Genomic DNA, 22,096 nt, shown 5'->3' with positions numbered 1-22,096 from the left:
CGCCGCTCCCGCCCGTAACCGAAAGGCGGAATCGATGGGGCTATTGTCCTGACTTGGCCTTCGCTTTGGTATGGTGCGATCGCACCATACGCATACGTCAGCCTCTCGCTGGCAGCGGCCGCCGGAGTTCGTGCCGTTAGCCGGCGTCGCGCCGTGCCTCGGCGTCGGATCCCAGCCAGCGGTCGAGCTTTTCGAGCAACGCCCGCGGACTGATCGGCTTCGGCAGGTAATCGTTCATGCCGGCCTCCAGGCAGCGTTCGCGGTCGCCCTTCAGCGCATGCGCGGTGACGCCGACGATCGGCACATGCGTGCCCATGTCCTGCTCGAGCCGGCGAATGGCGCCCGTCGCCTCCAGCCCGTTCATTTCCGGCATCGACACATCCATCAGGATCATGCGCGGATTGAGCTTGCCGAAAGCATCGAGCGCCTTGCGGCCGTTGCCGACGATCTCGAAGCGATAGCCGGTCTCGCCAAGGATCTGGGTGAACACCAGCTGGTTCACCTCATTGTCCTCGGCGACGAGGATGTCGAGCCCGCGCTCCGCATCGGCAGGGCGTGGACGCGCGCGCACCGGCGGCGGCTGCAGCATGGCGCGGTCCGATGCCGCCGTCGGCGCCGGCACGGCTTGCGATGGGCCGACGGCCGGGTGCACCGCGCCGCTGGAGTGGCGATGGCGCTGGATGGTCGCGACAAGGGTTTCCAGCAGGATCGAGGAGCGCGCCGGCTTGATCAGCTGCGCATCGATGCCGAGGTCGCGATAGGCGGTGTTGGCAAGCGACTGGTCGACCGAGGTCAGCATGATGATCGGCGTGTGCGCCAGGCCCGCCGTGCTGCGCACGATGCGCGCCATCTCGGCGCCGGTCATGCCGGGCATCTGGTAGTCGAGCACGACGCAATCGACCGGCACGCCATAGGCGGCGGCGGCAATCAGCACCTTCAACCCTTCGGCGCCGCTTTCGGCTGCGCAGGAATCGAACGTCCACGACGCCATCTGCTCGCTCAGGATCGAGCGGTTGACGGCATTGTCGTCGACGATGAGCACGCGGGCACCGGTGACGTCGACCGGCATGATGCGCTGCCCGCCCTGCTCGGCCTTGGGCAGCGTGACGGTGAACCAGAAGGTCGAACCCTTGCCTTCGGCGCTGTCGACACCGATCGCGCCACCCATCATCTCGACCAACCGCGAGGTGATGGCAAGGCCAAGCCCGGTACCTTCGTGCCGCCTGGTCGAGGAGGTGTCGACCTGGCTGAATTTCTCGAACACCAGCTTCAGCTTGTCTTCCGGGATGCCGATGCCGGTATCGGTGACCGAGATGGTGAGCCTCGTTCCCGCGGGAACCGGCTCGCCCGTAACGTCGACCAGCACATGGCCCTCGTCGGTGAACTTCACCGCGTTGCCGACCAGGTTGGTGACGATCTGCCTGACGCGGCCGACATCGCCGACGAACTGCCTGTCGAGCCCCGGCTGCACGCGGACGATGAGCTCGAGGTCCTTCTCCTTGGCGCGCGTCGACACCAGCGTCGCCACGTCCTCGATCGCTTCGGCGAGATTGAACGGCGCCGGGTCGAGCACCAGCTGGCCGGCATCGATCTTGGAGAAGTCGAGGATGTCGTTGATGATGGTGAGCAGCGCGTTGCCGGATTTGACGATGATGTCGGTGAAGGTCTTCTGCTTCGGATCGAGGTCCGACTTTGCCAGCAGCTCGGCCATTCCAAGGACCCCGTTCATCGGCGTACGGATCTCGTGGCTCATATTGGCGAGGAATTCCGACTTGGCCCGGTCCGCGAGCACGGCGCGCCGGCGCGCCTCGCTGAGTTCGGCCTCGCGCTGCTTGAGCTCGGTGATGTCGGTGGTGGAGCCTATGAGATAGAGCGAGCCGTCGGAGGCGATCATCGCGCCCTTGCGCGCGAACTGGTGTCTTACGCTGCCGTCCGGCATCGTCACCGTCTCTTCGATCTCCTGCGTCTGGCCGGTGCGCAGCACGGCAAGGTCGCCGGCGATGAACGCTTCGCCGTCCGCGCCGAAAATCTCGACATCGGTCTTGCCGACGGCCTCTTCCTTGCTGAAGCCGGTCAGATCGCTCCAACCCTTGTTGACGTAGAATTGCCGGAGGTCCGAGCGCTTGGCGTAGATCGACACCGGCACGTTGTCGATGAGGCTGCGGAACACCTCGTTCTCGCTCATGCTTTCCTTGAGCGCCTGCTCGCGCGCCTTGACGTCGGTGATGTCGGTGCTGGAGCCGACCAGATGCACCGAGCCGTCGGTCGCCACCAGCCGGCTCTTGCGCGTCATCAATTGCCGCACCGTGCCGTTGCGATGGGTGACAGCCTCCTCGACCTCACGTCCCTCGCCGGTCGTCACAACTTCGATGTCGTCACTGCTGAAGCCGTCAGCTTCTTCCGTGGCGAAGAGCGCCCGATCCGTCTTGCCGATCACCTCTTCCTTGGGAAGGCCGGTCAGCGCGCACCAGGCCTTGTTGACGAATTCTATGCTGAGATCGTCGGCCTTGATGAAGGCGGCAACGGGCAGCTCGTCCATCACGTGCCGGTAGAGGTCTATCTGGCGCATAGAGTCACGCAACGCCTTCTCGCGAACCTTGATATCGGTGATATCGACACGCACACCGATGAACGTGCCGTCGTCGGTGCGCATGTCATAAGCCTGGTACCAGCGCCCGTCGGAGTTGAGGCGTTCGTAGGAGGAGTTCGGCAAACGGTATCGCCTGAGCATGGCGTCAAGCCAACGCTCGGTGTCGACGCCATGCAGGCTGTCGATCTCGGTGTCGCCACTCGAGCGGAAATAGCCGACGGAATGGCCGAGCGCCAGCGCCTCGCGGAAGGTGCGGCCCGGCTGCCAGGCCGGCTTCAGCGCGGGCAGCGTATCCTGCAGCTTGCGGTTGGCGAAGACGAAGCGGTCGTCGCGGTCGTAGATGATGACGCCGGCCGGCAGCGACTCCAGCACGATGGCGAGGTTCCTGCGCGCATCCTCGGCTTCTGTCTCGCGCTGTTTCATGTCGGTGATGTCGACATAGGAGATCAGCCGTTTGCCGCCGGGAAGCGACGCCAGCGAGGCGATCAGCGTGCGGCCGTCCTTGCGCGGCAACTGCCTGGAGCCTGCGGCGCCGGCCCGGATTTCGGCCTCGCGTTCGGCGACGTGGCTTTGCCAGGCCTGCTCCTCGCCGCCGAACGGATCGGCGTCGCGGCTGGCTTCCATGAGGTCGCGAAAGCGGCTCCCGGCCGGCGCGCGCCGCGGGTCGATCTTCCAGAAGTCGTAGAATGCCCGGTTGACCACCTCCGCCCGCAATTCGGCATCGAGAACAATGACGCCGATCGGCATCGAATCGACCATCAGGCTGAGATTGGCGGGCGCCTCCGAAGTCCCGGCCACATCGTGGCCCTCACCGAGGGAGACCCCGTTGCCGCGCATGTCCGCCTTGTTGAAATCCCCCGCGCTGTCCGCCCCGACAGTCCCGTCCGTATCCGCCATTGCCACCCCCAAGGCCGAACCGCGCCGGTTCGCCGGCGGAAATGTGCCCGACAAGCATTAACGATCCGCTAACCATAATGATTGCAGCCACCGCCGTCCGATGCCATTGAGATAGTTCGATCGCGGCGCCGGCTGCGGTAATCCGCCCGTTGGCGAACAAGGCAACGACGCATTATAAGGTGCCTGAGGTATTGCTAATGTTCGGTCGAATCGCTGCTTTCATCCTGTGCCCGGCGCTGCTTGCAGCGGGCGGTTGCGCGCGCAGTGACGACGGCACGGTGATCGTTCCAAGCCGGATGGACGTCAGGCGTGTCTGGGACAGGACGCCGCCGGGAACGACCGCGTCGAGGCAGATCGCGTCGGACGTGTTTCCTCTGCCGCCGAGCGCGCCGGCGAGCCCCGCCGTACGGCGCTATTCCAGGCCCGCTTCGGCCAAGCCATCCTTGAGCCAGGAACTGCCCGATGCGTCTTCCGTCGAGCAGAAACCCCTCACCTGCAGGGATGTCGGCGAAAACGGCAAGCGCCATCGCGTCGTCTGCGAATAGTTTGCTTCAATCCGTCAGGCAGCACCGACCTAATGGCACTGCACAGGGATTTTGAAAGGTTGCCGTTTGTTTTGGTGCAAGATTTTCCATTCATTTCCGTGAAATCAGCGCAAACGCCGGAGATTGGTTGAAGCCGCCCCAACGTCGTCATTCTATGGCGGAGCAAGGAGCGAAGCGACGCGCGCAGACCATAGAATCCATGCCGTGACTTGGAAGCGTTGCTGCGGTGCAGAATTCTGCTCCGCAGCGCCTTCGATCAAGGCCACGGCATGGATTCTAGGGTCTACGCGGTACGCTTCGCTTCCCGCTCCGCCCTAGAATGACGATGGAGTGGGCGTTTAGGCCAATCTCCAAGGCATGCCACCTGCTAACGCAAACAGAGCCGACCGGTCAAAATCCCTGTGCAGTGCCACTAGTGCCTTGCTTCAAGACTAAGAACGACGCCGGATCAATTCGAATCAAAATATCTGGCCTGCAATCCTGAGCCGCGGCCGGAATTGCCGATGCTGACGATCTGGCGCTGCAGCGGTTCCGGGCGAGATCCGCTTGAGTCCGCGACGCGATCACGCATTGCTGATGAAACCTTTGGCCGGTGACGGACGTTGTGGGCGCTGACGTGATCCGCGCGCGCAGTGGAGACTGAAGATGTCCATTCACTTCACCGTCTCTGGCCTGACCAGGAACCTGATCCATTCGCTTGGGCTGGATCATGAGCCGGCGCCGAGACCCCTTACCGCCGAACAAAGCCTTCTGCTGGATTGTTATCTGGCCGGGCAGATCCCGGACTCCGCCTGGAGCGACTACGTCTTCGAGATGCCGGAATTGGAAAAGCACGCCCAAGTCAGGCGCGCGCGCAACTTGACCTGAGAGCAATTCCAGGAAAAGCGAGACACGGTTGGGCTCGGCGCCTTCGCCGTAGCCTTTCGTCCGGAACTGCCTCAAACGCAAAGATAGACGTCAAGCCTGCCGTTATTTCTTTGGCGAGTTGAACTGCAGCGTGAGGACGTTCCCCGCAACGCCTTGCGCCAGCGACGGCGAAAAGCTGAGCGGCAGGCAGTCGTTGAGCGCCTTGGTCGCCGCATCGACATAGGCCTTGCGCGCCTTGTCGTCGCCGCTGACATGAATAGCGGTCGTTCTCGGCGGCCCGATGAGCGTGCCGTCGCGCTTGAAGCTGAAGCTGAGCGTGACCGAGGAATTCTCGGAATTGGCCGGCGGTGTCCAGCAAGCGAGCAAGGCGGCGCCGACTTCGTCCATGCTGTTGAGCGATGCGGCCACCGATTGAAAGGGCGCAACCAACAGCGCGCCCGCAATCATCAAGGATCTTGCCGTGTTCATCGCGGGTTCCTCGCTGCCATCAGATCAACCGAGGCAAACCGGCCTAAGTCAGTGTCAAGTGGTCCGCCCCCGCGCGGCGACTGGCTCCGCACGGACATAATTCTCGCCCCTGACGAGATGCACGGAATCGACCATGTTGCTGACGACGCAGGCATGGTTGGGAACAATACGTAGAAGCTCGCCCACGAAAGGTGCCAGGTCGCCGGTATACTCGATCCTTCCATGCTCCTCGTTGAGAGAAATGACCGAGCAATCGGGACGCTCAAGTATCATGCCGTAGCCGCTCATGCCGAAAAGGTCGGAAGTCAGCACCTTTGTCCCCGCGTCTATGATGGCACGCCCATGCGCAGGCGCGCTGATGACGGTGGTCAGCACCGTCAGCGCGCAATCGTCGACGCCGCATGCGCCAGCGGTAACGACTGACCTATCGTTATAGATGTAGCTGCCCGGCCTGTATTCGGTCAGGCTTGCGTGCCGTTTCATTGCATAGAGATCGGGGGTCCCGCCGCTGGATACCGTTTGGGTCTCGATACCCGCCGCGCGAATGAGGCGCGCGGCATCGTCTAGCCATTCGCAAGCCGCGTTACCCTGTCCGGGAGCCGGATACGTCATCACGCCGGCGAAGCGCAAACCCGGAGAATCCGCGATCAACTGGGCGAGCTGGAGCGCGTCTTCCGGTGTCAACACCCCGCAACGGCGCATTCCGGTGTCGCATTCCACCAGAACGCCGACTTCGCTCCTGGCATTGGCGAATGCGCGGGCCAGCCCCTCGATGACTGAAGCGCTGTCGGCAACGACGGACAGGCGGCACCTTTCCGCGAGACGTCTCAGGCGTTCAAGCTTGCGGTCACCGACGATGTTGAAGGTAATCAGGATGTCGTCGATGCCCTCGTCCGCCATCACCTCGGCTTCGCCGATCTTCTGCGCGGTGATGCCAATCGCTCCAGCCGCCAGCTGCGCACGGGCAAGCAGTGGCAACTTATGTGTTTTAATATGTGGCCTGATCGCAACGCCCAGCCGATCACACTGGTCCTGGCAGCGCCTGATGTTTCGCTCGACGATATCGAGGTCGATCAGGACCGCCGGTGTTTCAACAACCTCGCGCCAGCGCGAAGCTCCGGCCGCCGGCAGGTTCAACGGGTTGTCACTCATTTCAGTCCATCCATTGGCTTGACGTTGCGTAGATAGTCGAGGACGAGCTCCGTCATATGTGCGAGCCGCTTCTCCTCCGCCCCCTCTGCCAGCAGATCGCGATTGAAAACCACGCTGAGCGTCCATCGATTGGACAAGAAGAAATAGCCCAGCCCAACTATGGAAATGTATAGCTCGATAATATCGACATTTGGCCGGAAGATCCCCTGTTCTTGGCCACGAGATATCAATTCACCAAGACGCTTGGAGAGCGGCGCAAACATGCTGCGGACACTCTGCGATCTCTCTAAGTGCTGAGATTTCATCAGGTTTTCGGAGTTTACCAGCACAATGAATTCCGGGTGATTGACGAAATAGTTATACGTATGAGCGATGAGTTCGCGTATGCCGGCTTCCGGCTCGAACTCGTCCAGAACCAGGGCTTCGTTCTGCGAGCGAAGCTCCTGATAGATGTCTTCCAGGACTGCTACGAACAGATCATCCTTCGAACTGAAGTGGTGATAGAGAACACCCTTGCTCATGCCCGTGCGGGTGGCGATCCGATCCGTGCGAGCACCATCGTAGCCGTTCTCGGCAAACTCCTCGCGAGCTGCCTCGATGATCATAAGTCTGGTACGCTCGGGGTCACGCTTTCTTCCCTCCGCAGGCTTTGCTTCGCTGGCGGAGCCGCGAATACGCGTTGCTACCATTGGATACGCTCCTTGGTTTCGGCTGCGAAGAGGTGAAGGTTGGTCGGGTCGAAGACGAGCCCGACACGCTCCCCTTGCACGAGATGCTGGCGGATCCGAGATTGAACCGTCCACTTCTCGGATCCAACTGAAAGAATGATGTTCGTTTCACACCCGGTTTGCTCGACGAGGTCAACCGTTCCGGTGAGCCCGGCGCCCTCCGGAGAAACAACCTCCAGGTGTTGCGGACGCACCCCAGCCACAACCTCCTTGTGAGCCGACGGCGTAACGTTGGCAAGGTCGATCGGACCGGAGCCGGCATGGAATTCTAGCTTGGCTGATCCGCCTCCGGCCGAAAGAGTTGCGCTGGCCAGGTTGATCGTCGGGGAGCCAAGAAACCCGGCGACAAAAATATTTGCTGGCTTGTCAAAAAGTTCTAGTGGCGTGCCCACCTGCTCGACTTTGCCGCGGTTCATTACAACGATCCGGTCGGCCATGGTCATCGCCTCGATCTGGTCGTGCGTGACATAGATCGACGTTGCGCCCAGCGACTTGTGCAATTGGCGCAGCTCGATGCGCATGTGGTGCCTGAGTTTCGCGTCGAGATTGCTCAGCGGTTCGTCGAAAAGGAAAGCCCGCGGCTCTCGTACCATCGCCCTGCCCATCGCTACGCGTTGGCGCTGCCCACCGGAAAGGGCGCGTGGTTGTCGGTCAAGAAGCGCGTCGAGATGCAGCGTGTTTGCAACACCGGCGACAGAACGGCCAATATCATCCTGGCTGGCGCCGCGCAGCTTCAGGGGAAAGCCGATGTTCTGCGCGGTCGTCATATGGGGATAAAGCGCATAGGTCTGAAACACCATCGCCAAGTCACGCCGCTGCGGCCCGACGTCGTTAACGACCTCACCGTCAATGGCGATGGTCCCTCCCGAGATCGATTCCAGCCCGGCGATCATTCGCAGGAGCGTGGACTTGCCGCAGCCGGACGGACCAACCAGGACGACGAATTCTTGATCCTCGATTGCGATACTGACATCGTCGATGATCGTGACCGAGCCATATTGCTTGCGGATGTTGGCGAGATTGATCGAAGCCACTTAGCTCCTCCTACTTGACCCCACCAAGCGCCATTCCCCCAATGAGATAGCGCTGGATGGTTGCAAAGACGATTGCGACGGGCACCGACGCAAGCAACGTCGCGGCCATGATGAGATGCCATTCAATTTGGTAGAGAGTGCCCGTCAGGAACGCGATCTGTACCGGCGCGGTCTGCTGGCTGACCTGGCGCAACAGCGTCAGCGACATCGCGTATTCGTTCCAGGAATTGACGAAGGTGAAGATTGCCGTGACGGCAATCCCCGGAAGGCACAACGGCAGGAAGACGCGGATGAAGGCGCTGAACCGGCCGGCGCCGTCGATCCACGCGGCCTCTTCGAGATCCTTCGAAATGGTCGCGAAATAGCTCTGCAGCATCCACACGGCAAACGCCATGAAGAAGGCGCTGTGCGCGATGATGACCGACAGCAGGCTGTTGACCAGGCCGAAATAGGCAAACATCCGGAACAGACCAATGATCAGAACGATCGGCGAGATCATCTGGGTGATGAGCAGGTAATTGGTCAGGACACCCTTGGCTGGAACCCGCATCCGGGTGAGCGCGTAGGCGGCAGGTATTGCCACCGCGAGGGACAGCACGGTGGCCCCGATGCTGATGGCAAGCGAATTTGCCAATGCCCGTCCAAACCCCTTCTCGAAAATGAGTTCGGCAAAATTCCCCAGGTAGAACTCACGCGGCAGCCAGGTCCGATGGAAGGTGAATATCTCGTCCTTCTGTTTCAGCGACGTCGACAGCATCGTGGCGTAGGGGAAGAGTACGACCACGAGGAAGGGCGAAAGCAACGCCCAGCAAACGAGACTTTTCTTTGCCTTAGACATCGTTGCGTGCCCCCTGCGCCTTTGTCAGAAACAGGTAGACAACGGCAAAGACCAGCAGCATCGCGAACATGACCAAAGAGCCGGCTGCTGCGTTGCCAAGCTTTCCGAACGCGAAGGCCTGCTTGTAGACATAGGTAATCAGAATGTCGGTCCGGTTGGCGGGACCGCCATTGGTCATGATCCAGATGATCGGGAAGGAATTGAAAACATAGATGACGTTGAGGACGAGCGCGATCTGCATGAACGGCCGAAGCAGCGGCATGGTGATAAAGTAGAAACTCTTGGTCGACGACGCGCCGTCTATGGCAGAGGCCTCGTACAGGGACTCAGGGATGGACGTCAGCCCGCCGAGGAGGATCGTCACGGTGAACGGCACCGACACCAAAATTCCGACCAGTATCTCAAGGAAGAACGCCGTCCTGGCATCAGCCAACCATGGATAATTTTCGAATGGCAGGCCGAGGGCGGCCAAGGTCATGTTGAGCGTACCGAAATCCCCGTTGACGACATAGCGCCAAACCACGGCCGTCATCGCCAGCGAGATGGCCCACGGCAGCAGCACGATTGTCCGAGCAATTGTCCGGCCGTGGAAATCCTCATTGAGGATCAAAGCAATCGGCACCGAGGCCAGCAGGGTACCGCCCACGACGGCGACGGTCCAGACAAGGGTCTGGCGTGCAGCCTGCAGAAAAACAGGGTCGGCGAACGCCTTGGCAAAATTGGCCAGACCGGCGAAATCGCGAACAACGCCAGTGCGGCTTACGTCAAAGAGCGACATGCGGATCACGTCGAATATCGGATAGCCGATCACGGTGACCGAAAGCAGCAGACAAGGCGCAATCAGGATCAGCGCGAAGGCCGGACCCGGCAGCCCCGTCTTGCTCGACCGGCCTGCGCTTAAGGCCCGTCTGGCAGCGGTCTTCTCAATTCCCCGCATACGCGCTTTACCTTTGAGGAAGAGCGGTGGCGTGGTCTACACGCCACCTGAGTAGAATGGGATCGCCCTCGGGCGACGATTTCAGGACTTATTCTTCTTCGGCCAGAATCGTGTCCATCTTTGCGGCCGCCTGCTTCAGGCCTTCCTCGGCCGAAATCTCGCCTGCGTAGATCCTGGACAGTTCGGACTTGAGGCCGTCCGCCATCTCTTCCCAGCGCGGGAACAGCGGTGCGAACTTGGCTATCGATCCCATTTCGAGGAACACCGACATCTTCGGATTCTCGGTGAAGAAGGGCTCGGTCGATTCCGCCTTCAGGACCGGCACAAATCCTTCGAGCTTGCCGAACTCAAGCCTGTTCTCCTTGTTGAAGATGAACTCCAGGAACTTCATAGCCTGTGGCTTCACCTTCGAGGATTCCAGGACGGCGATGGTGTCGGTGACGCCATAGGTCGCCTCGGTCGTGGCGACCGGAATTCGGCTAATGCCGTACTCGACATCCTTGCCCTGTTCGGCGAGCTGCGCATTGAACCAGGGACCCGACAGGACCATGCCCATCTTTCCGGCGGCGAAGAGATTCTGCAGGTCCTCGCGGCTGGAACCAGTAACGCCCGGCTGGGTGACATTCGCCTTGATCATGCGCAAATAGTTGTTGGTCGCCGTTACGGCCTCAGGCGAGGCGAATCCACTCTTGCCGTCCGGCCCCAGAATGCTGCCGCCATGGGTCCAGAGGCTGTAGAACCAATAACCTTCGGTATCGAGGTCTCTACCTTGGACGCCAATGCCATAGACTCCCTCGCCCAGCGCATCGATCTTCTTGGCCGCCTCAAATGCCTCATCCCAGGTTGCCGGCGGATTTGCGATCCCTGCCTGCTCGAGCAACTTCTTGTTGTAGAATAGCCCTCGTGCGGATGCCGCAATCGGCAGTCCCCAGGTATGGTCACCCTGCTTCTGAAGATCGAGGTAGGTCGGCACAAAAGTGTCGGCGAAGCCAGGCGACATCAGTCCTTCGATCGGGGCGAGCGCCCCGTCCTTTGCAAATCCCGCCATCCAGCGTGTCGCCATATGCGAGACATCAGGCGCGGTACCGGCAGAAATGTCGCTCACCAGCTGCTGCTGCATCTCCGGCCAGGGCAGGTGCTCGACCTTGACCTCGATTTCGGGGTTCGCCGCGTTGAACTTTGCCGCCAGATCCTGGAAAAATGGACCGGTCTTGGCGCTGTATTCTGCGACGCGGACCCGAACGGTGTCCTTTGCCCAGGCGCTGCCGGAATGCAGCAGCGCAGTTGCAGTGGCCGTGCTGACGATCAGCGCGGCCCAAAACTTCTTACCCATCAGAACCTCCCAAATAGTGCTGTAAGTTGTCGGATGACGCAGCCATCAGGTACGAAAACGGCGCTATTGTCAATATTGACTGACTGGTCGGTATGTGCTTTTTATCACGCAGGCGATCACCCAACGCAGCACGACCCCGGAGCTTGACCACCGGCTCGATACGGGAACCCTACTGGAGACAAGTACTCGCCAATGGCACGACGAACAGTTCTACAAGGCGGCCACGTCCTGGCCTTCGGCGGCGCCCCGGGAACCGGTGCCGATATCGCCATCGCCGACGGTCGCATTGTCGCTATCGGCACAGGCTTGTCGCGCCCGGAGGATATCGTCGTCGACGCGCGAGAAGCAATCGTTCTACCTGCGCTGGCCGACATCCACACCCATATCTACTGGGGTGCTACCTCTTTGGGAGTCCGGCCTAATCTGGTTGCGCATCGATCCGCGACAGGAACCTTCGTCGACGCTGGTTCGGCCGGGGCAGGAAACTTCGAAGGTCTGAAGACCTTCATCTTCGAAGCCTTGCCGTTCCACGCATTTGCCTTTCTTAACATCTCGTTTCCAGGAATCTTCGGCTTCTCGAAGCGCGTCATGATCGGCGAATGCTGCGACATGCGCCTCGTCGACGCCGAGAGCTGCATCGAAGCCGCGCAGGCTTACCCGGAGCGCATCGTCGGCATCAAGGTGCGCGCCGGCCGGAAAGCTTCCGGCGAAAATGGCGGCGCCGTTCTCGAGGTTGCGCTTGAAGTGGCCGAACGCCTTAGCCTGCCGGTGATGTGTCACGTTGACCTTGACCCTCCCACCATCGAGGAAGTCCTGCAGCGGCTGCGGCCCGGTGACATCATCACGCATTGCTGCCGGCCGGAGCCGAATGCGGCGACCGAAAATGGCCGCGTCCGCGAGGCGGTATGGCGGGCGCGCGAGAACGGCGTCCATTTCGATATCGGTCACGGCATGGGCGGCTTCTCCTTCCGCGTCTGCCGCGAGATGCTGGCTGAAGGCTTCGTGCCCGACCTGATCAGTTCGGACATCCATTCCCTTTCGGTCAACGGTCCTGCCTTCGACCTTCTGACCACGATCAACAAGATGGTCGCACTCGGCGTCGACCAGACGACGGCTCTAGCTGCCGGCAGCGCCAACCCTGCGATGGTGATCGGCCGTCCAGACCTCGGCCGTATCGCTGTCGGCGACGAAGCCAACGTCGCCGTCCTGAAATGGCGGGATGAACCCTGGACGTTCAGGGACGCGGCCGGCGAAGCCCTCGATGTCACCAGAAGATTGGTGTGCGATCGCCTTATCGTGAAGGGTCGCCAGATCGACGCCGCGGGCGGCAGCCATCACTTGCAATCCCAGTAAAGACAACCCCGACGGAACAACGACGATGGATCACAGCGTTCAGGCGCACCATTTCATAGCAGGCAAGTGGACGCCCTCACACAGCGGCAAGACGTTCGAGGCGAGGTCACCTTACGACGGCAAGCTCCTGGCAACGCTTGCCGAGGGTGACCGCAGCGACGCGCAAGATGCAATCAAGGCGGCGGAAGCCGGTTTCAATGCGTTATCCCGAATGTCGGCATGGGATCGGTCACGCCTCTGCAACCGTGTCGCCGATATCATCGAGAGGCGCCGCGACGAACTGGCGCTCACGCTCGCACACGAGCAAGGCAAACCGCTGGCAACGGAGGCCTATGGCGAGGTCGATGCCGCCGCCACCGGATTCCGGGAAGCTGCCGAACTGATCAAGTGGCTCGAAGGCCAGTTCATCCCAGTCGAGACACCTGGCAAGCGAGCCATTAGCTTTCGTCAGGCGCGTGGCGCCTACGCGATCGTCACGCCTTGGAACTTCCCGATCAACATTCCCGTCGAGTATCTCGCGCCCTGCCTCGCGGCAGGCAACGCGGTGGTGTGGGTGCCCGCCCCGACAACATCGCTTTGTGCCGTCAAGCTGATGGAATGCATCGCGGAGGCTGGTCTACCCGATGGTGCGGTCAACCTTGTCCTCGGTCCAGGAGCAGTTGTCGGCGACGAGATCGTCGCCAATCCTGGCACACACGGGATCGGCTTCACCGGCAGCCCGCAGACCGGAAACGCCATCGCAAAACGTGGTGCCGGCAAGCCGATGCTGCTGGAACTCGGCGGTAACGGGCCTGTCGTCGTGCTCGATGATGCAGATCTGGATCGGGCGGCAAAGGCCGCCGCTTTCGGCAGCTTCTTCAATGCCGGGCAGGTCTGCGCCGCCACTGGCCGAATCCTCGTCACCGAAAAGAACCACGATGCCCTTGCCGCCCGCATCGCCGACATTGCCGAGGCGATCCGCCTTGGCGATCCGCTTCGCGCCGAAACGACAATGGGACCGCTGAACAACCACCAGGTGGTCGCCAAGGTCGAGCAACATGTTGCGGACGGATTGTCCCGCGGGGCCGACATCCTCACCGGTGGAAAGAAGGGGGCTGGTCTGCTGTACCACCCCACCGTCATGGGACGCGTGGACCGCCAGGCCCTGCTCAACACATCCGAGACTTTCGGACCCGTAGCGCCTCTGGTGGTTTGCGCGGATGATGCCGACTTGCTCGATACGGCCAACGCTTCATCGCACGGACTTGCCGCCAGCGTGTTCACCCGCGATCTCAGCCGCGCCTTTTCATTCGGCGAGAAACTGCGTGCCGGTCTCGTCAATATCAACAGCCCAAGTTGCTACTGGGAACTGCACCTGCCGTTTGGCGGGGCGTCGGGCAAGGCCAGCGGGCTGGGCCGCCTCGGCGGCAAGCACACGCTGCGCGAAGTCACCGACGTCAAGACGATCACGTTCGACATCAGCTGAGGAACAGGTCGGGCGGCGGCCGCCTCCGCCCGGTTCGCAGACCACCAATCAAACTCGGCCGGCTTCGCGCCACCCGCGAACATGCCCCGGGTTCCGGGACCAAACACCATCGAATCGCAGCGAGGAACGATGCGACTTTGTAGCTATATCCATAACGGCCGAGGCGGATACGGCATCGTGGCAGACGACCGCATCATCGACATCAGCGGCGTCCTTGGCGACCGCTTTCCGACGCTCGCCAGTCTCCTCGCCGAGGAGAACTTCCTCGCCATCAGCACCCAGGCGATCGACCGCAGCGCCGAAATGCCGCTTGCCGGCATCGGGCTGCAAGCGCCAATCCCCAATCCGGGAAAGATCATCTGTGTCGGGTTGAACTATCACGACCACATGGTCGAAACGCGCCATGCGCCGACACAGCATCCTACCTTGTTTGCCCGCTTCGCCGACTCCCAGTGCGCGCATGGCGAGCCGATGCTGATGCCGGCGGCTTCCGCCCAGTTTGACTTCGAGGCAGAGCTCGCCGTCATCATCGGTAAGAGCGGCCGCAACATCCAGGCGGACGCCGCATTGGATCATGTGGCCGGCTACTCGTGCTACAACGACGGCTCCGTACGCGACTGGCAGGTCCACACGTCGCAGTTCCTCCCGGGCAAAAACTTCCCCGCAACCGGTGCATTCGGGCCATTCCTCGTCACAGCCGACGAGATCCCCTGCCCACAGGACCTGGCCATCAGTTGCCGGTTGAACGGCGACACCGTCCAGGCGGCGCGTACCAGCCAGATGATCCACTCTGTAGCGCAGTTGATCGCCTACATCTCGCGCATCACTCCACTATCGTCCGGCGACGTGATTGTGACAGGCACACCTGGCGGGGTCGGCTTCGCCCGCGTGCCGCCCCTCTTCATGAAGGAAGGCGACGTGGTCGAAGTCGACATCGAAGGTGTCGGCCTGCTGCGCAACTGGATTGCGCGTGAAGCCATCCAAAGCGCCTAGCGGCAACGCGCCTAGGCACAGCCGTGCCTGCCTTGCCAGGTCGGCACTTGGCGAGGGGCAGGTTCGTTTATCCAGACCAGACGGCGACAGGCCCATCTGGCATTCATTTTCAGGAGAGACACCATGGGCGAAGTGATTGAATTTCCGTCTGGCGGCTACCGTTTCATCAAAGGCGTATCGCAATATTCGGGTGGTGTCGCGGCCTTGCCGGGCTTTCGCCTGGAGCGGGTGCGCTTCTCGCAGCCTCTGCCCCTGGATGAGGGTTTTGCCGAGGTCGAGAAGATCATCAAGGCTGCCGGCAGGCCCCTCACGGCATTTGCAGCGTGCGAACTGCGGTCTCCGGCGCCATTTACCGAAGAGGGTTTCGTTGCCTTCAACAGCAGCTACACGGAGACGCTGAAGGCGTGGGGTCTGCTCGACACCGGCCTCAATCCCGTGGCGCGCAGCAACGTCTGTCCACAGATTGCGCCGCCGCCGGTTCCGTCGATCTATGCCTTCTCGTTCACGGTGCTTACCACCGAAGTCACGCCATCATTCGTCATCTCCGGTTCCGCCGAAGTTCCGGAAGGACATGCGGCCTATCGCGACCATATCGTCAGCCGTGGTGATCTCTCTTCCAAAGGCCTGCGCACCAAGGCGCAATTCGTGCTGGAGGAAATGGAGCGTCGCGCCAGCACGCTGGGCTTCGGATGGGAAAATGCGACGGCGGTCCAAGTCTACACGGTGCACAATCTCTACCCGTTCCTGGCCGACGAAATCGTCAAGCGCGGTGCTGCGCGCGCCGGCCTGACCTGGCACTACAACAATCCCCCCGTCGTGGATCTCGAATACGAGATGGATCTCCGGGGCGTCGCCGCGGAACACGTCGTCTGAAAGTGTTTGTCGGACGACCCTGCGTACTGACATCGGCAGCTATGACTATGTCATCGTCGGAGCGGGCTCGTCCGGTTGCGTTCTGGCAAACCGGCTGAGCGCCGATCCCGGCAAGCGCGTACTGCTTCTGGAAGCCGGCGGTTCGGACAATTATCACTGGATACACATCCCGGTCGGCTATCTCTACTGCATGGGCAATCCGCGCACGGACTGGGGCTACCGGACAGCAACGGAGCCCGACCTGAACGGCCGCTCTCTCGCCTATCCACGCGGCAAGTGATGGGCGGCTGCTCGTCCATCAACGGCATGATCTACATACGAGGCCAGGCCGCCGACTACGATCACTGGCGCCAGCTTGGAAATCCGGGCTGGGGCTGGGACGACGTGCTGCCGCTGTTCAGGAAGTCGGAAGACCACCATACCCTTTCCGGTCCGTTCCATGGCCAAGGCGGCGAACTCCGGGTCGACGTAGTCGGTTACAGCCGCAGGTGCTTGGGCGGGATTTCTGCAACCGGGAAAGCCATCGCTCAGTCGCCTGACGGCATCGTACGATCCATGACGAGGATGACAACAGGATTTCAGCCTGCCCGTCGGCGACGCAATCATACTGTCGTGATTGCGCTAAAAAGCAAAAGGCCGGCACGGAGCCGACCTTTCCCTTGCCTCGTCATGGCGCCAGTACATCCGTGGTCGCGGCGAGGACTGCGACCAGTAGACAGGTCTTAGGTAAACGAAACCTTAACGCGAGTGGCGGGCGTCGGGGCTGCTACGCCCTGGCCTGCGATTTCACATGCGCGATATAGCCGCGCACGTCGCCGGCCGGTTCCGCATAAGCCTTGCCGAGCTTCTTCTCCAGCGCCGCCATGTACTCCTTCGCCCATTTGGGCAGCGCGTAGTCGATGACGGCCAGGAATTCGAGCGTTGCCGCGAGCCGGATATCAGCGATCGACGGATTCTTGCCGCCGATGAACGGTTTGCCGTCGCGGAAGAAAGAGTGAAACACCTCGAGCGGCTCGGCGATTGCGGCCATCGCGGCCTTCTGCGCTTCCGATTTCTTCTCCGGATGGGCATCGCTGTGGCCGACCTCGCCGGCATATTGCGGGAAGCCGAGCGCCGGATAGGTGGCTCTGGCGACATAAGGATAAAGCGTGCCGACGAGGTAGAACATGGCGCTGTCTACCATGGCCCGCTTGGCCGGCGCCTTCGGATAGAACTTCTCCAGCCCATGCTTGTTGGCGAGATATTGCATGATGGCGCAGCTTTCCCACAGCACGCCGCGCGGCAGGCCCTTGTCCTCGATCATCGGCGTCAGATGCGCCGGATTGCGCGCCAGGAACTCCGGCGAGCGCGTCTGGCCCCAGGCGTCGGTCTCCGCGGGATCGAGCCCGGCCGCGCGCGCGAACACCCGCACCGTCATGTTGTTGACGCTTGGCCTCAGCATGCTGAGTTTCACGCCCGGCTTCTTAGCCGGCTTCGCTTTGGCTTTAGGCGCGGCTTTTGCCGTCGCCTGGGACGCGGCTTTTGCCACTGGCTTTGGCGCGGCCTTGGCCGCGGGTTTCTTCGCGATCTTCGTTGCAGCCCTTGCCATTTTGCTCCTCCCTCTGACCTGGTTAGTACGGATTTTTTGCCGCCCTGTTTTCCGACAAGGTTTCACGCGACTGCTCGACCAGCGCCTGGATGGCATCGGCAAGGTGGAGTTCGGCGATGTTGTAGTCGCCGCGTGCCACACGGATCTCGTGCGCCTCCATCAGCACGTCGGCATGGGTGAAGCCGGCCGGCGGCTCGAAGCGGTAGGACGCAAGCTCGATCAACAGTCCCAGCGGATCCTCGAAATAAATCGAATCCATGAAGCCGCGATCCTTGACGCCGCTGTGCTTGATGCCGCGCTCCTCAAGCCGCTCGACCGCCTGCAGGAAGGTGACCCGCGACACCGAGAACGCGATGTGGTGGACGCAGCCGATATCGGTCGGCGTGCGCCGCTTGACCGGGCTCCGGCTCTCGTCGGTGAAGACCGTGATCAGCCGACCGTCGCCCGGATCGAAATAGAGATGGCTTTCGCTCGCCTTGTCGAGATTGGGCTGCTCGAAGATGAAAGGCATGCCGAGCACGCCCTCCCAGAAGTCGATCGAGGTCTGACGCCCGGCGCCGACCAGCGTGATGTGATGAACGCCTTGCGACTGCAGTTTTTGCATCTAGCTCCTCCTCCGCTCGCTCGCCTCTTTGCCGGGCAAGTTCGAGACCGTTACCGTTGGTGCCTTTGCCAAGGATTATGACGCAATGCTAATTCAATCGGCAGCGCCACGCCAGAGAGATGCGCGAGCGTGCAAGGCGGAGCTGAGGAAGAAGACTTGGTACGCCCAAGGGGAATCGAACCCCTGTTCCCGCCGTGAGAGGGCGGTGTCCTGACCGCTAGACGATGGGCGCGCTCAAGAACCGGCTACATAGGCTGGCGGCCGCGAAAAAGCAACCGAGCAGATTCCGGAAAAGTGTCGTGCGGTTTTCCGACAGAAATCTGCGACAAACAAATAGACCCAAGCGGGGCATTCGTTGGCTTGCCAAGGAATGCCCCGCTTGGGCTTTCGACCGCTTCGCGCGCTTTGCCAAACGGCGGTGCTCAGCCCTGCCGTTTCGGCTCGATCAGGTCCCAGAGATTGCCGTAGAGATCGGCAAAGACGGCCACGGTGCCGTAGGCCTCATGGCGCGGTGCCTCGCGGAACTCGACGCCCTTGCCGAGCATCGCCTGATGGTCGCGGGAAAAATCGTCGGTTTCGAGGAACAGGAACACCCGGCCGCCGGTCTGGTTGCCGACGCGGCTTGCCTGCTCCTCGCCGGCTGCTTCCGCCAGGAGCAGCCGCGCGCCTTGGCCCTTCGCTGGCGCAACGGTGACCCAGCGCTTGCCGCCGCCGAGGTCGACATCCTCGCTCAGCGCGAAGCCGAGCCGCTCGACATACCAGCGAACCGCCTCGTCATAATTGCCCACGACCAGCGCGACGGTCGCAACGCTGCGGTTTTCGGCAAAGCCACTCATTTGTTACGGATCGCGAACTGGCCGATCACGCGGCGTTCGGCGATGTCGTAGACGAAGATCGAACGGCTGCCGTCCGCCAGCTCGGCATCGATCGACAGGCGGTTGCCGGACAAGGACTGGCTAACCACCTTGGCGCCCACGGGAAGCACGATGTCGCCCGACAGCGGCACGCCGGCCGGAACCTGGACCTCGCCGGCTGGCGCCAAGCCGGCAACCGGCGCGTTGCGGGCTTTGTAGACAAGCGCCCCGATCACCACCATAAGGGCGAGGAACAGAAGGCCGAGATTGACGATCATGAAGCGGACGAGCTTGCGGCGCACGTTTTCGGCCGCCGGGTCGAGCGGCTTTTCCTCATCTTCTTCGGCAAGGGGCCGGGCCATGGCTAAGCAATCCGCAACGGGTTTCAATGAGCGCTCATAACGAAGACACCCCGACATTGATAGGGCAGATATCGGCGGGAGATGTATCCGAGGAGGGCGAAGCCGTCGTGCTCGAAGCCGGCTCGGATGCCGCCGGCCAGCGTCTCGACCAGTGGCTCGCCGCCCGGCTCGAGCCGGAGCTCTCGCGCAGCCGCGTGCAGGCACTGATCAAACAAGGCGCGGTCTCCATCGCCGGCAAGCCGGTGCTGGAAGCCAAGCGCAAGCTGACCACCGGTGAGCGCATCGAAATTCTTGTGCCCGCGCCGGAGCCCGCCGAGCCGCAAGGCGAGGACATTGCCCTCGACATCCTCTACGAGGACGACGAGCTGATCGTCATCAACAAGCCGGCGGGGCTGGTCGTCCATCCCGGCGCCGGCAACTGGACCGGCACGCTGGTCAACGCGCTGATCCACCATTGCGGCGACAGCCTGTCCGGCATCGGCGGCGTCAGGCGGCCGGGCATCGTGCACCGGCTGGACAAGGAGACCAGCGGCGTCATGGTCGTGGCCAAGACCGACCGCGCCCACAAGGCTTTGTCGGAGGCCTTTGCCGACCACGGCCGCACCGGAGATCTCGAGCGCGCCTATCTGGCGCTGGTCTGGGGCATTCCGCGGCGGCCGACCGGCACCATCGATGCAGCCCTGGGCCGCGCCGCCGACCGCGTTCGCCGCGCGGTCGTGCCCGAGGGCCGCGACGACGCCCGCCACGCCGTCACCCATTTCAGCGTCGTCGAGCGCTTCGGCGAAGGACAGCAGGCTTTCGCCACTGCCAGCCTGATCGAATGCCGGCTGGAGACCGGCCGCACCCACCAGATCCGCGTCCACATGGCCCATATCGGCCACCCCGTCATCGGCGACCCGGATTACGGGCTGGCCTTCCGCACCAAGGCCAACCGGCTGCCGGAACCCTTGAAAGGCAAGGTTGATGCCTTTCCCCGGCAAGCCCTGCACGCCTGGCTCCTTGAATTCCGGCATCCGACCACCCATCTAACGATGAGGTTCGAAGCGCCGATGCCGGGAGACATGGAGGTACTCGTCGGCGACTTCCGAAAACTCTGAACCGACCCGCCACCAACAAGCTGCAAACCAGCATCAAAAAACCTGACCGGCGTTGTTCACTTCAGCGTGACAGACTGTTTAGCGTTGAACAAATGCCTGTCTTTTCTGGTTTTGTTCCTATATACACAGGTTGTCGCGGATGAGCCTTTGGCATCCGCGTCGAATGCCCGCCGCGTTTCGGGGGCATCCACTCCAAAGAGAGAGGGGCGCTATCATGGCCCAATCATTACCCAGTATCGTTTCCGGTGAAGGCGGTCTCGCCCGTTACCTGGAAGAAATCCGCCGCTTTCCGATGCTTCAGCCGCAGGAAGAGTACATGCTCGCCAAGCGTTATGCCGAGCATCAGGACACTTCGGCTGCCCACAAGCTCGTCACCAGCCATTTGCGGCTCGTCGCCAAGATCGCCATGGGCTATCGCGGCTACGGCCTGCCGATCGGCGAGGTGATCTCGGAAGGCAATGTCGGCCTCATGCAGGCCGTGAAGAAATTCGAACCGGAGCGTGGTTTCCGGCTCGCCACCTATGCCATGTGGTGGATCAAGGCCTCGATCCAGGAATACATCCTGCGCTCGTGGAGCCTGGTCAAGATGGGCACTACCGCCAACCAGAAGCGCCTGTTCTTCAACCTGCGCAAGGTGAAGGGCAAGATCCAGGCGCTTGACGATGGCGACTTGAAGCCCGATCAGATCGCCGAGATCGCCACCCGCCTCAACGTCTCCGAGGCCGAAGTGGTGTCGATGAACCGCCGCCTGTCGGGCGACGCTTCGCTCAACGCCCCGATCCGGGCGAGCGAAGGCGAGTCCGGCGAATGGCAGGACTGGCTGGTCGACGACCATGAAAGCCAGGAAGAGATGCTGATCGAGCAGGACGAGCTGGAAAACCGGCGCGGCATGCTGTCGGGTGCTCTGTCAGTGCTCAACGACCGCGAGCGGCGCATCTTCGAGGCGCGTCGCCTGGCCGAAGAGCCGCTGACGCTGGAAGAGCTGTCGGCCGAATTCGACATCAGCCGCGAGCGCGTGCGCCAGATCGAGGTGCGCGCCTTCGAGAAGGTGCAGGACGCGGTCAAGGCCGCCGCCAAGCGCCAGACCCAGGCGCTGCGCACCATCGAGGCGCAGCCGGCGGCTTAACGAGCTCAAGGCATAAATGAAAAGGCGGCGCTTCGGCGCCGCCTTTTTTGTTTGGCGAAAGCGGCGGAGCAGCCCTTTCTCCCCGTCAGTATACGGGGAGCCCGGTCCACCCTCCGTAGCTGCAGCGCAGCTGCAGCGAAGGACGGGCAGGGCAATGAGGGGCAGCGCCGACGCTGCGGGGTTATCGATCAGCCAACAATCGCTTCAAAGGGCCGGCGCGCTCACCCTCGGAACGCCGCGCCGCCCCTCATCCGCCCTTCGGGCACCTTCTCCCCGTTCACGGTAGGGCTATCGCATATGAGTAAAGAGCTCATAGAAGAAGTCTTTGCTCCAGTTGGCTCTGCGCATTTTGCTTGCGATAGGTTTGTCGAGGGGGTGAGCGGTCAAGATGT

Annotated in this window: 20 protein-coding genes, 1 tRNA gene and 1 pseudogene; 9 read left to right on the top strand and 13 right to left on the bottom strand. The window is 62.0% G+C overall.

Annotated elements, in window-relative coordinates; translation table 11 throughout:
- Positions 1 to 136 precede the first annotated feature (136 nt).
- The gene (locus RFM98_RS21705; protein WP_320310760.1) at positions 137 to 3,487 is read right to left on the bottom strand and encodes a response regulator; all 3,351 of its coding nucleotides are present in this window, start codon (positions 3,485 to 3,487) and stop codon (positions 137 to 139) included.
- 197 nt (positions 3,488 to 3,684) lie between these two features.
- On the opposite strand from RFM98_RS21705, the gene RFM98_RS21700 reads away from it, so the two are divergent.
- Together RFM98_RS21700 and RFM98_RS21695 are read left to right on the top strand one after the other, a co-directional pair.
- Positions 3,685 to 4,032 (top strand): hypothetical protein, encoded by a 348-nt coding sequence (locus RFM98_RS21700; RefSeq protein ID WP_320310759.1) that lies wholly within the window; start codon positions 3,685 to 3,687, stop codon positions 4,030 to 4,032.
- A gap of 645 nt (positions 4,033 to 4,677) precedes the next feature.
- Positions 4,678 to 4,899 (top strand): hypothetical protein, encoded by a 222-nt coding sequence (locus tag RFM98_RS21695; RefSeq protein ID WP_320310758.1) that lies wholly within the window; start codon positions 4,678 to 4,680, stop codon positions 4,897 to 4,899.
- Positions 4,900 to 5,001: 102 nt separating this feature from the next.
- Here RFM98_RS21695 and tolA read toward each other — a convergent pair whose 3' ends face one another.
- The 7 genes from tolA to RFM98_RS21660 form a co-directional block, all read right to left on the bottom strand.
- Complete coding sequence (gene tolA / locus RFM98_RS21690) at positions 5,002 to 5,367, bottom strand: cell envelope integrity protein TolA (protein ID WP_320310757.1); 366 nt, start codon at positions 5,365 to 5,367, stop codon at positions 5,002 to 5,004.
- 54 nt (positions 5,368 to 5,421) lie between these two features.
- Entirely contained in the window at positions 5,422 to 6,519 is a 1,098-nt protein-coding gene (locus RFM98_RS21685) for a D-TA family PLP-dependent enzyme (protein ID WP_320310756.1), read from the bottom strand.
- The gene (locus tag RFM98_RS21680; RefSeq protein ID WP_320310755.1) at positions 6,516 to 7,208 is read right to left on the bottom strand and encodes a TetR family transcriptional regulator; all 693 of its coding nucleotides are present in this window, start codon (positions 7,206 to 7,208) and stop codon (positions 6,516 to 6,518) included. The genes RFM98_RS21685 and RFM98_RS21680 overlap by 4 nt, the downstream gene beginning before the upstream one ends.
- The gene (locus tag RFM98_RS21675) at positions 7,202 to 8,281 is read right to left on the bottom strand and encodes an ABC transporter ATP-binding protein (RefSeq protein WP_320310754.1); all 1,080 of its coding nucleotides are present in this window, start codon (positions 8,279 to 8,281) and stop codon (positions 7,202 to 7,204) included. Before RFM98_RS21675 ends, RFM98_RS21680 begins: the two co-directional genes overlap by 7 nt.
- Positions 8,282 to 8,291: 10 nt before the next feature.
- Positions 8,292 to 9,119 carry a carbohydrate ABC transporter permease gene (locus RFM98_RS21670; RefSeq protein ID WP_320310753.1) on the bottom strand — a complete coding sequence of 276 codons (828 nt, stop codon included), beginning with the start codon at positions 9,117 to 9,119 and terminating at the stop codon, positions 8,292 to 8,294.
- Positions 9,112 to 10,056 (bottom strand): carbohydrate ABC transporter permease, encoded by a 945-nt coding sequence (locus RFM98_RS21665; RefSeq protein ID WP_320310752.1) that lies wholly within the window; start codon positions 10,054 to 10,056, stop codon positions 9,112 to 9,114. Before RFM98_RS21665 ends, RFM98_RS21670 begins: the two co-directional genes overlap by 8 nt.
- 88 nt (positions 10,057 to 10,144) lie before the next feature.
- Entirely contained in the window at positions 10,145 to 11,389 is a 1,245-nt protein-coding gene (locus tag RFM98_RS21660) for an ABC transporter substrate-binding protein (protein WP_320310751.1), read from the bottom strand.
- 192 nt (positions 11,390 to 11,581) lie between these two features.
- Here RFM98_RS21660 and RFM98_RS21655 point away from each other — a divergent pair, with 192 nt between their 5' ends.
- The 5 genes and pseudogenes from RFM98_RS21655 to RFM98_RS31270 all read left to right on the top strand — a co-directional run.
- The gene (locus RFM98_RS21655) at positions 11,582 to 12,742 is read left to right on the top strand and encodes an amidohydrolase family protein (RefSeq protein WP_320310750.1); all 1,161 of its coding nucleotides are present in this window, start codon (positions 11,582 to 11,584) and stop codon (positions 12,740 to 12,742) included.
- Between the two features lie 25 nt (positions 12,743 to 12,767).
- Positions 12,768 to 14,207 (top strand): aldehyde dehydrogenase family protein, encoded by a 1,440-nt coding sequence (locus tag RFM98_RS21650; RefSeq protein ID WP_320310749.1) that lies wholly within the window; start codon positions 12,768 to 12,770, stop codon positions 14,205 to 14,207.
- A 129-nt stretch (positions 14,208 to 14,336) separates the two neighbouring features.
- On the top strand, positions 14,337 to 15,200 hold the full coding sequence (locus tag RFM98_RS21645) for a fumarylacetoacetate hydrolase family protein (RefSeq protein WP_320310748.1): 864 nt from the start codon (positions 14,337 to 14,339) through the stop codon (positions 15,198 to 15,200).
- A gap of 123 nt (positions 15,201 to 15,323) precedes the next feature.
- Entirely contained in the window at positions 15,324 to 16,073 is a 750-nt protein-coding gene (cnbZ, locus tag RFM98_RS21640) for a 2-amino-5-chloromuconate deaminase CnbZ (RefSeq protein ID WP_320310747.1), read from the top strand.
- Positions 16,074 to 16,104: 31 nt separating this feature from the next.
- Positions 16,105 to 16,541 (top strand): annotated as a pseudogene (locus RFM98_RS31270) (GMC family oxidoreductase); the annotation flags it as partial.
- A 298-nt stretch (positions 16,542 to 16,839) separates the two neighbouring features.
- On the opposite strand, the gene RFM98_RS21625 reads toward RFM98_RS31270, so the two are convergent.
- From RFM98_RS21625 to RFM98_RS21605, 5 genes are all read right to left on the bottom strand, one after another.
- Positions 16,840 to 17,661, bottom strand: coding sequence for a glutathione S-transferase family protein (locus RFM98_RS21625; protein WP_320310745.1), 822 nt, complete (start codon positions 17,659 to 17,661; stop codon positions 16,840 to 16,842).
- A gap of 22 nt (positions 17,662 to 17,683) precedes the next feature.
- Complete coding sequence (locus RFM98_RS21620) at positions 17,684 to 18,265, bottom strand: VOC family protein (protein WP_320310744.1); 582 nt, start codon at positions 18,263 to 18,265, stop codon at positions 17,684 to 17,686.
- Between the two features lie 157 nt (positions 18,266 to 18,422).
- Positions 18,423 to 18,497 (bottom strand) — tRNA-Glu (locus tag RFM98_RS21615).
- Positions 18,498 to 18,687: 190 nt separating this feature from the next.
- Positions 18,688 to 19,101, bottom strand: a complete 414-nt coding sequence (locus tag RFM98_RS21610) for a VOC family protein (protein WP_320310743.1) — start codon at positions 19,099 to 19,101, stop codon at positions 18,688 to 18,690.
- Positions 19,098 to 19,481, bottom strand: a complete 384-nt coding sequence (locus RFM98_RS21605; protein ID WP_320310742.1) for a fimbrial protein — start codon at positions 19,479 to 19,481, stop codon at positions 19,098 to 19,100. The genes RFM98_RS21610 and RFM98_RS21605 overlap by 4 nt, the downstream gene beginning before the upstream one ends.
- Positions 19,482 to 19,507: 26 nt before the next feature.
- On the opposite strand from RFM98_RS21605, the gene RFM98_RS21600 reads away from it, so the two are divergent.
- Both RFM98_RS21600 and rpoH read left to right on the top strand, forming a co-directional pair.
- Positions 19,508 to 20,578 (top strand): RluA family pseudouridine synthase, encoded by a 1,071-nt coding sequence (locus RFM98_RS21600; protein WP_320310741.1) that lies wholly within the window; start codon positions 19,508 to 19,510, stop codon positions 20,576 to 20,578.
- A gap of 214 nt (positions 20,579 to 20,792) precedes the next feature.
- Positions 20,793 to 21,704, top strand: coding sequence for an RNA polymerase sigma factor RpoH (gene rpoH / locus RFM98_RS21595; protein ID WP_320216692.1), 912 nt, complete (start codon positions 20,793 to 20,795; stop codon positions 21,702 to 21,704).
- The last annotated feature ends 392 nt before the right edge of the window (positions 21,705 to 22,096 follow it).

The organism is Mesorhizobium australafricanum (assembly GCF_033977265.1).
GTDB classification, from domain to species: domain Bacteria; phylum Pseudomonadota; class Alphaproteobacteria; order Rhizobiales; family Rhizobiaceae; genus Mesorhizobium; species Mesorhizobium australafricanum.
The sequence above is the reverse complement of the archived record's forward strand: the minus strand, read 5'-3'. Positions and strand labels throughout refer to the sequence as shown.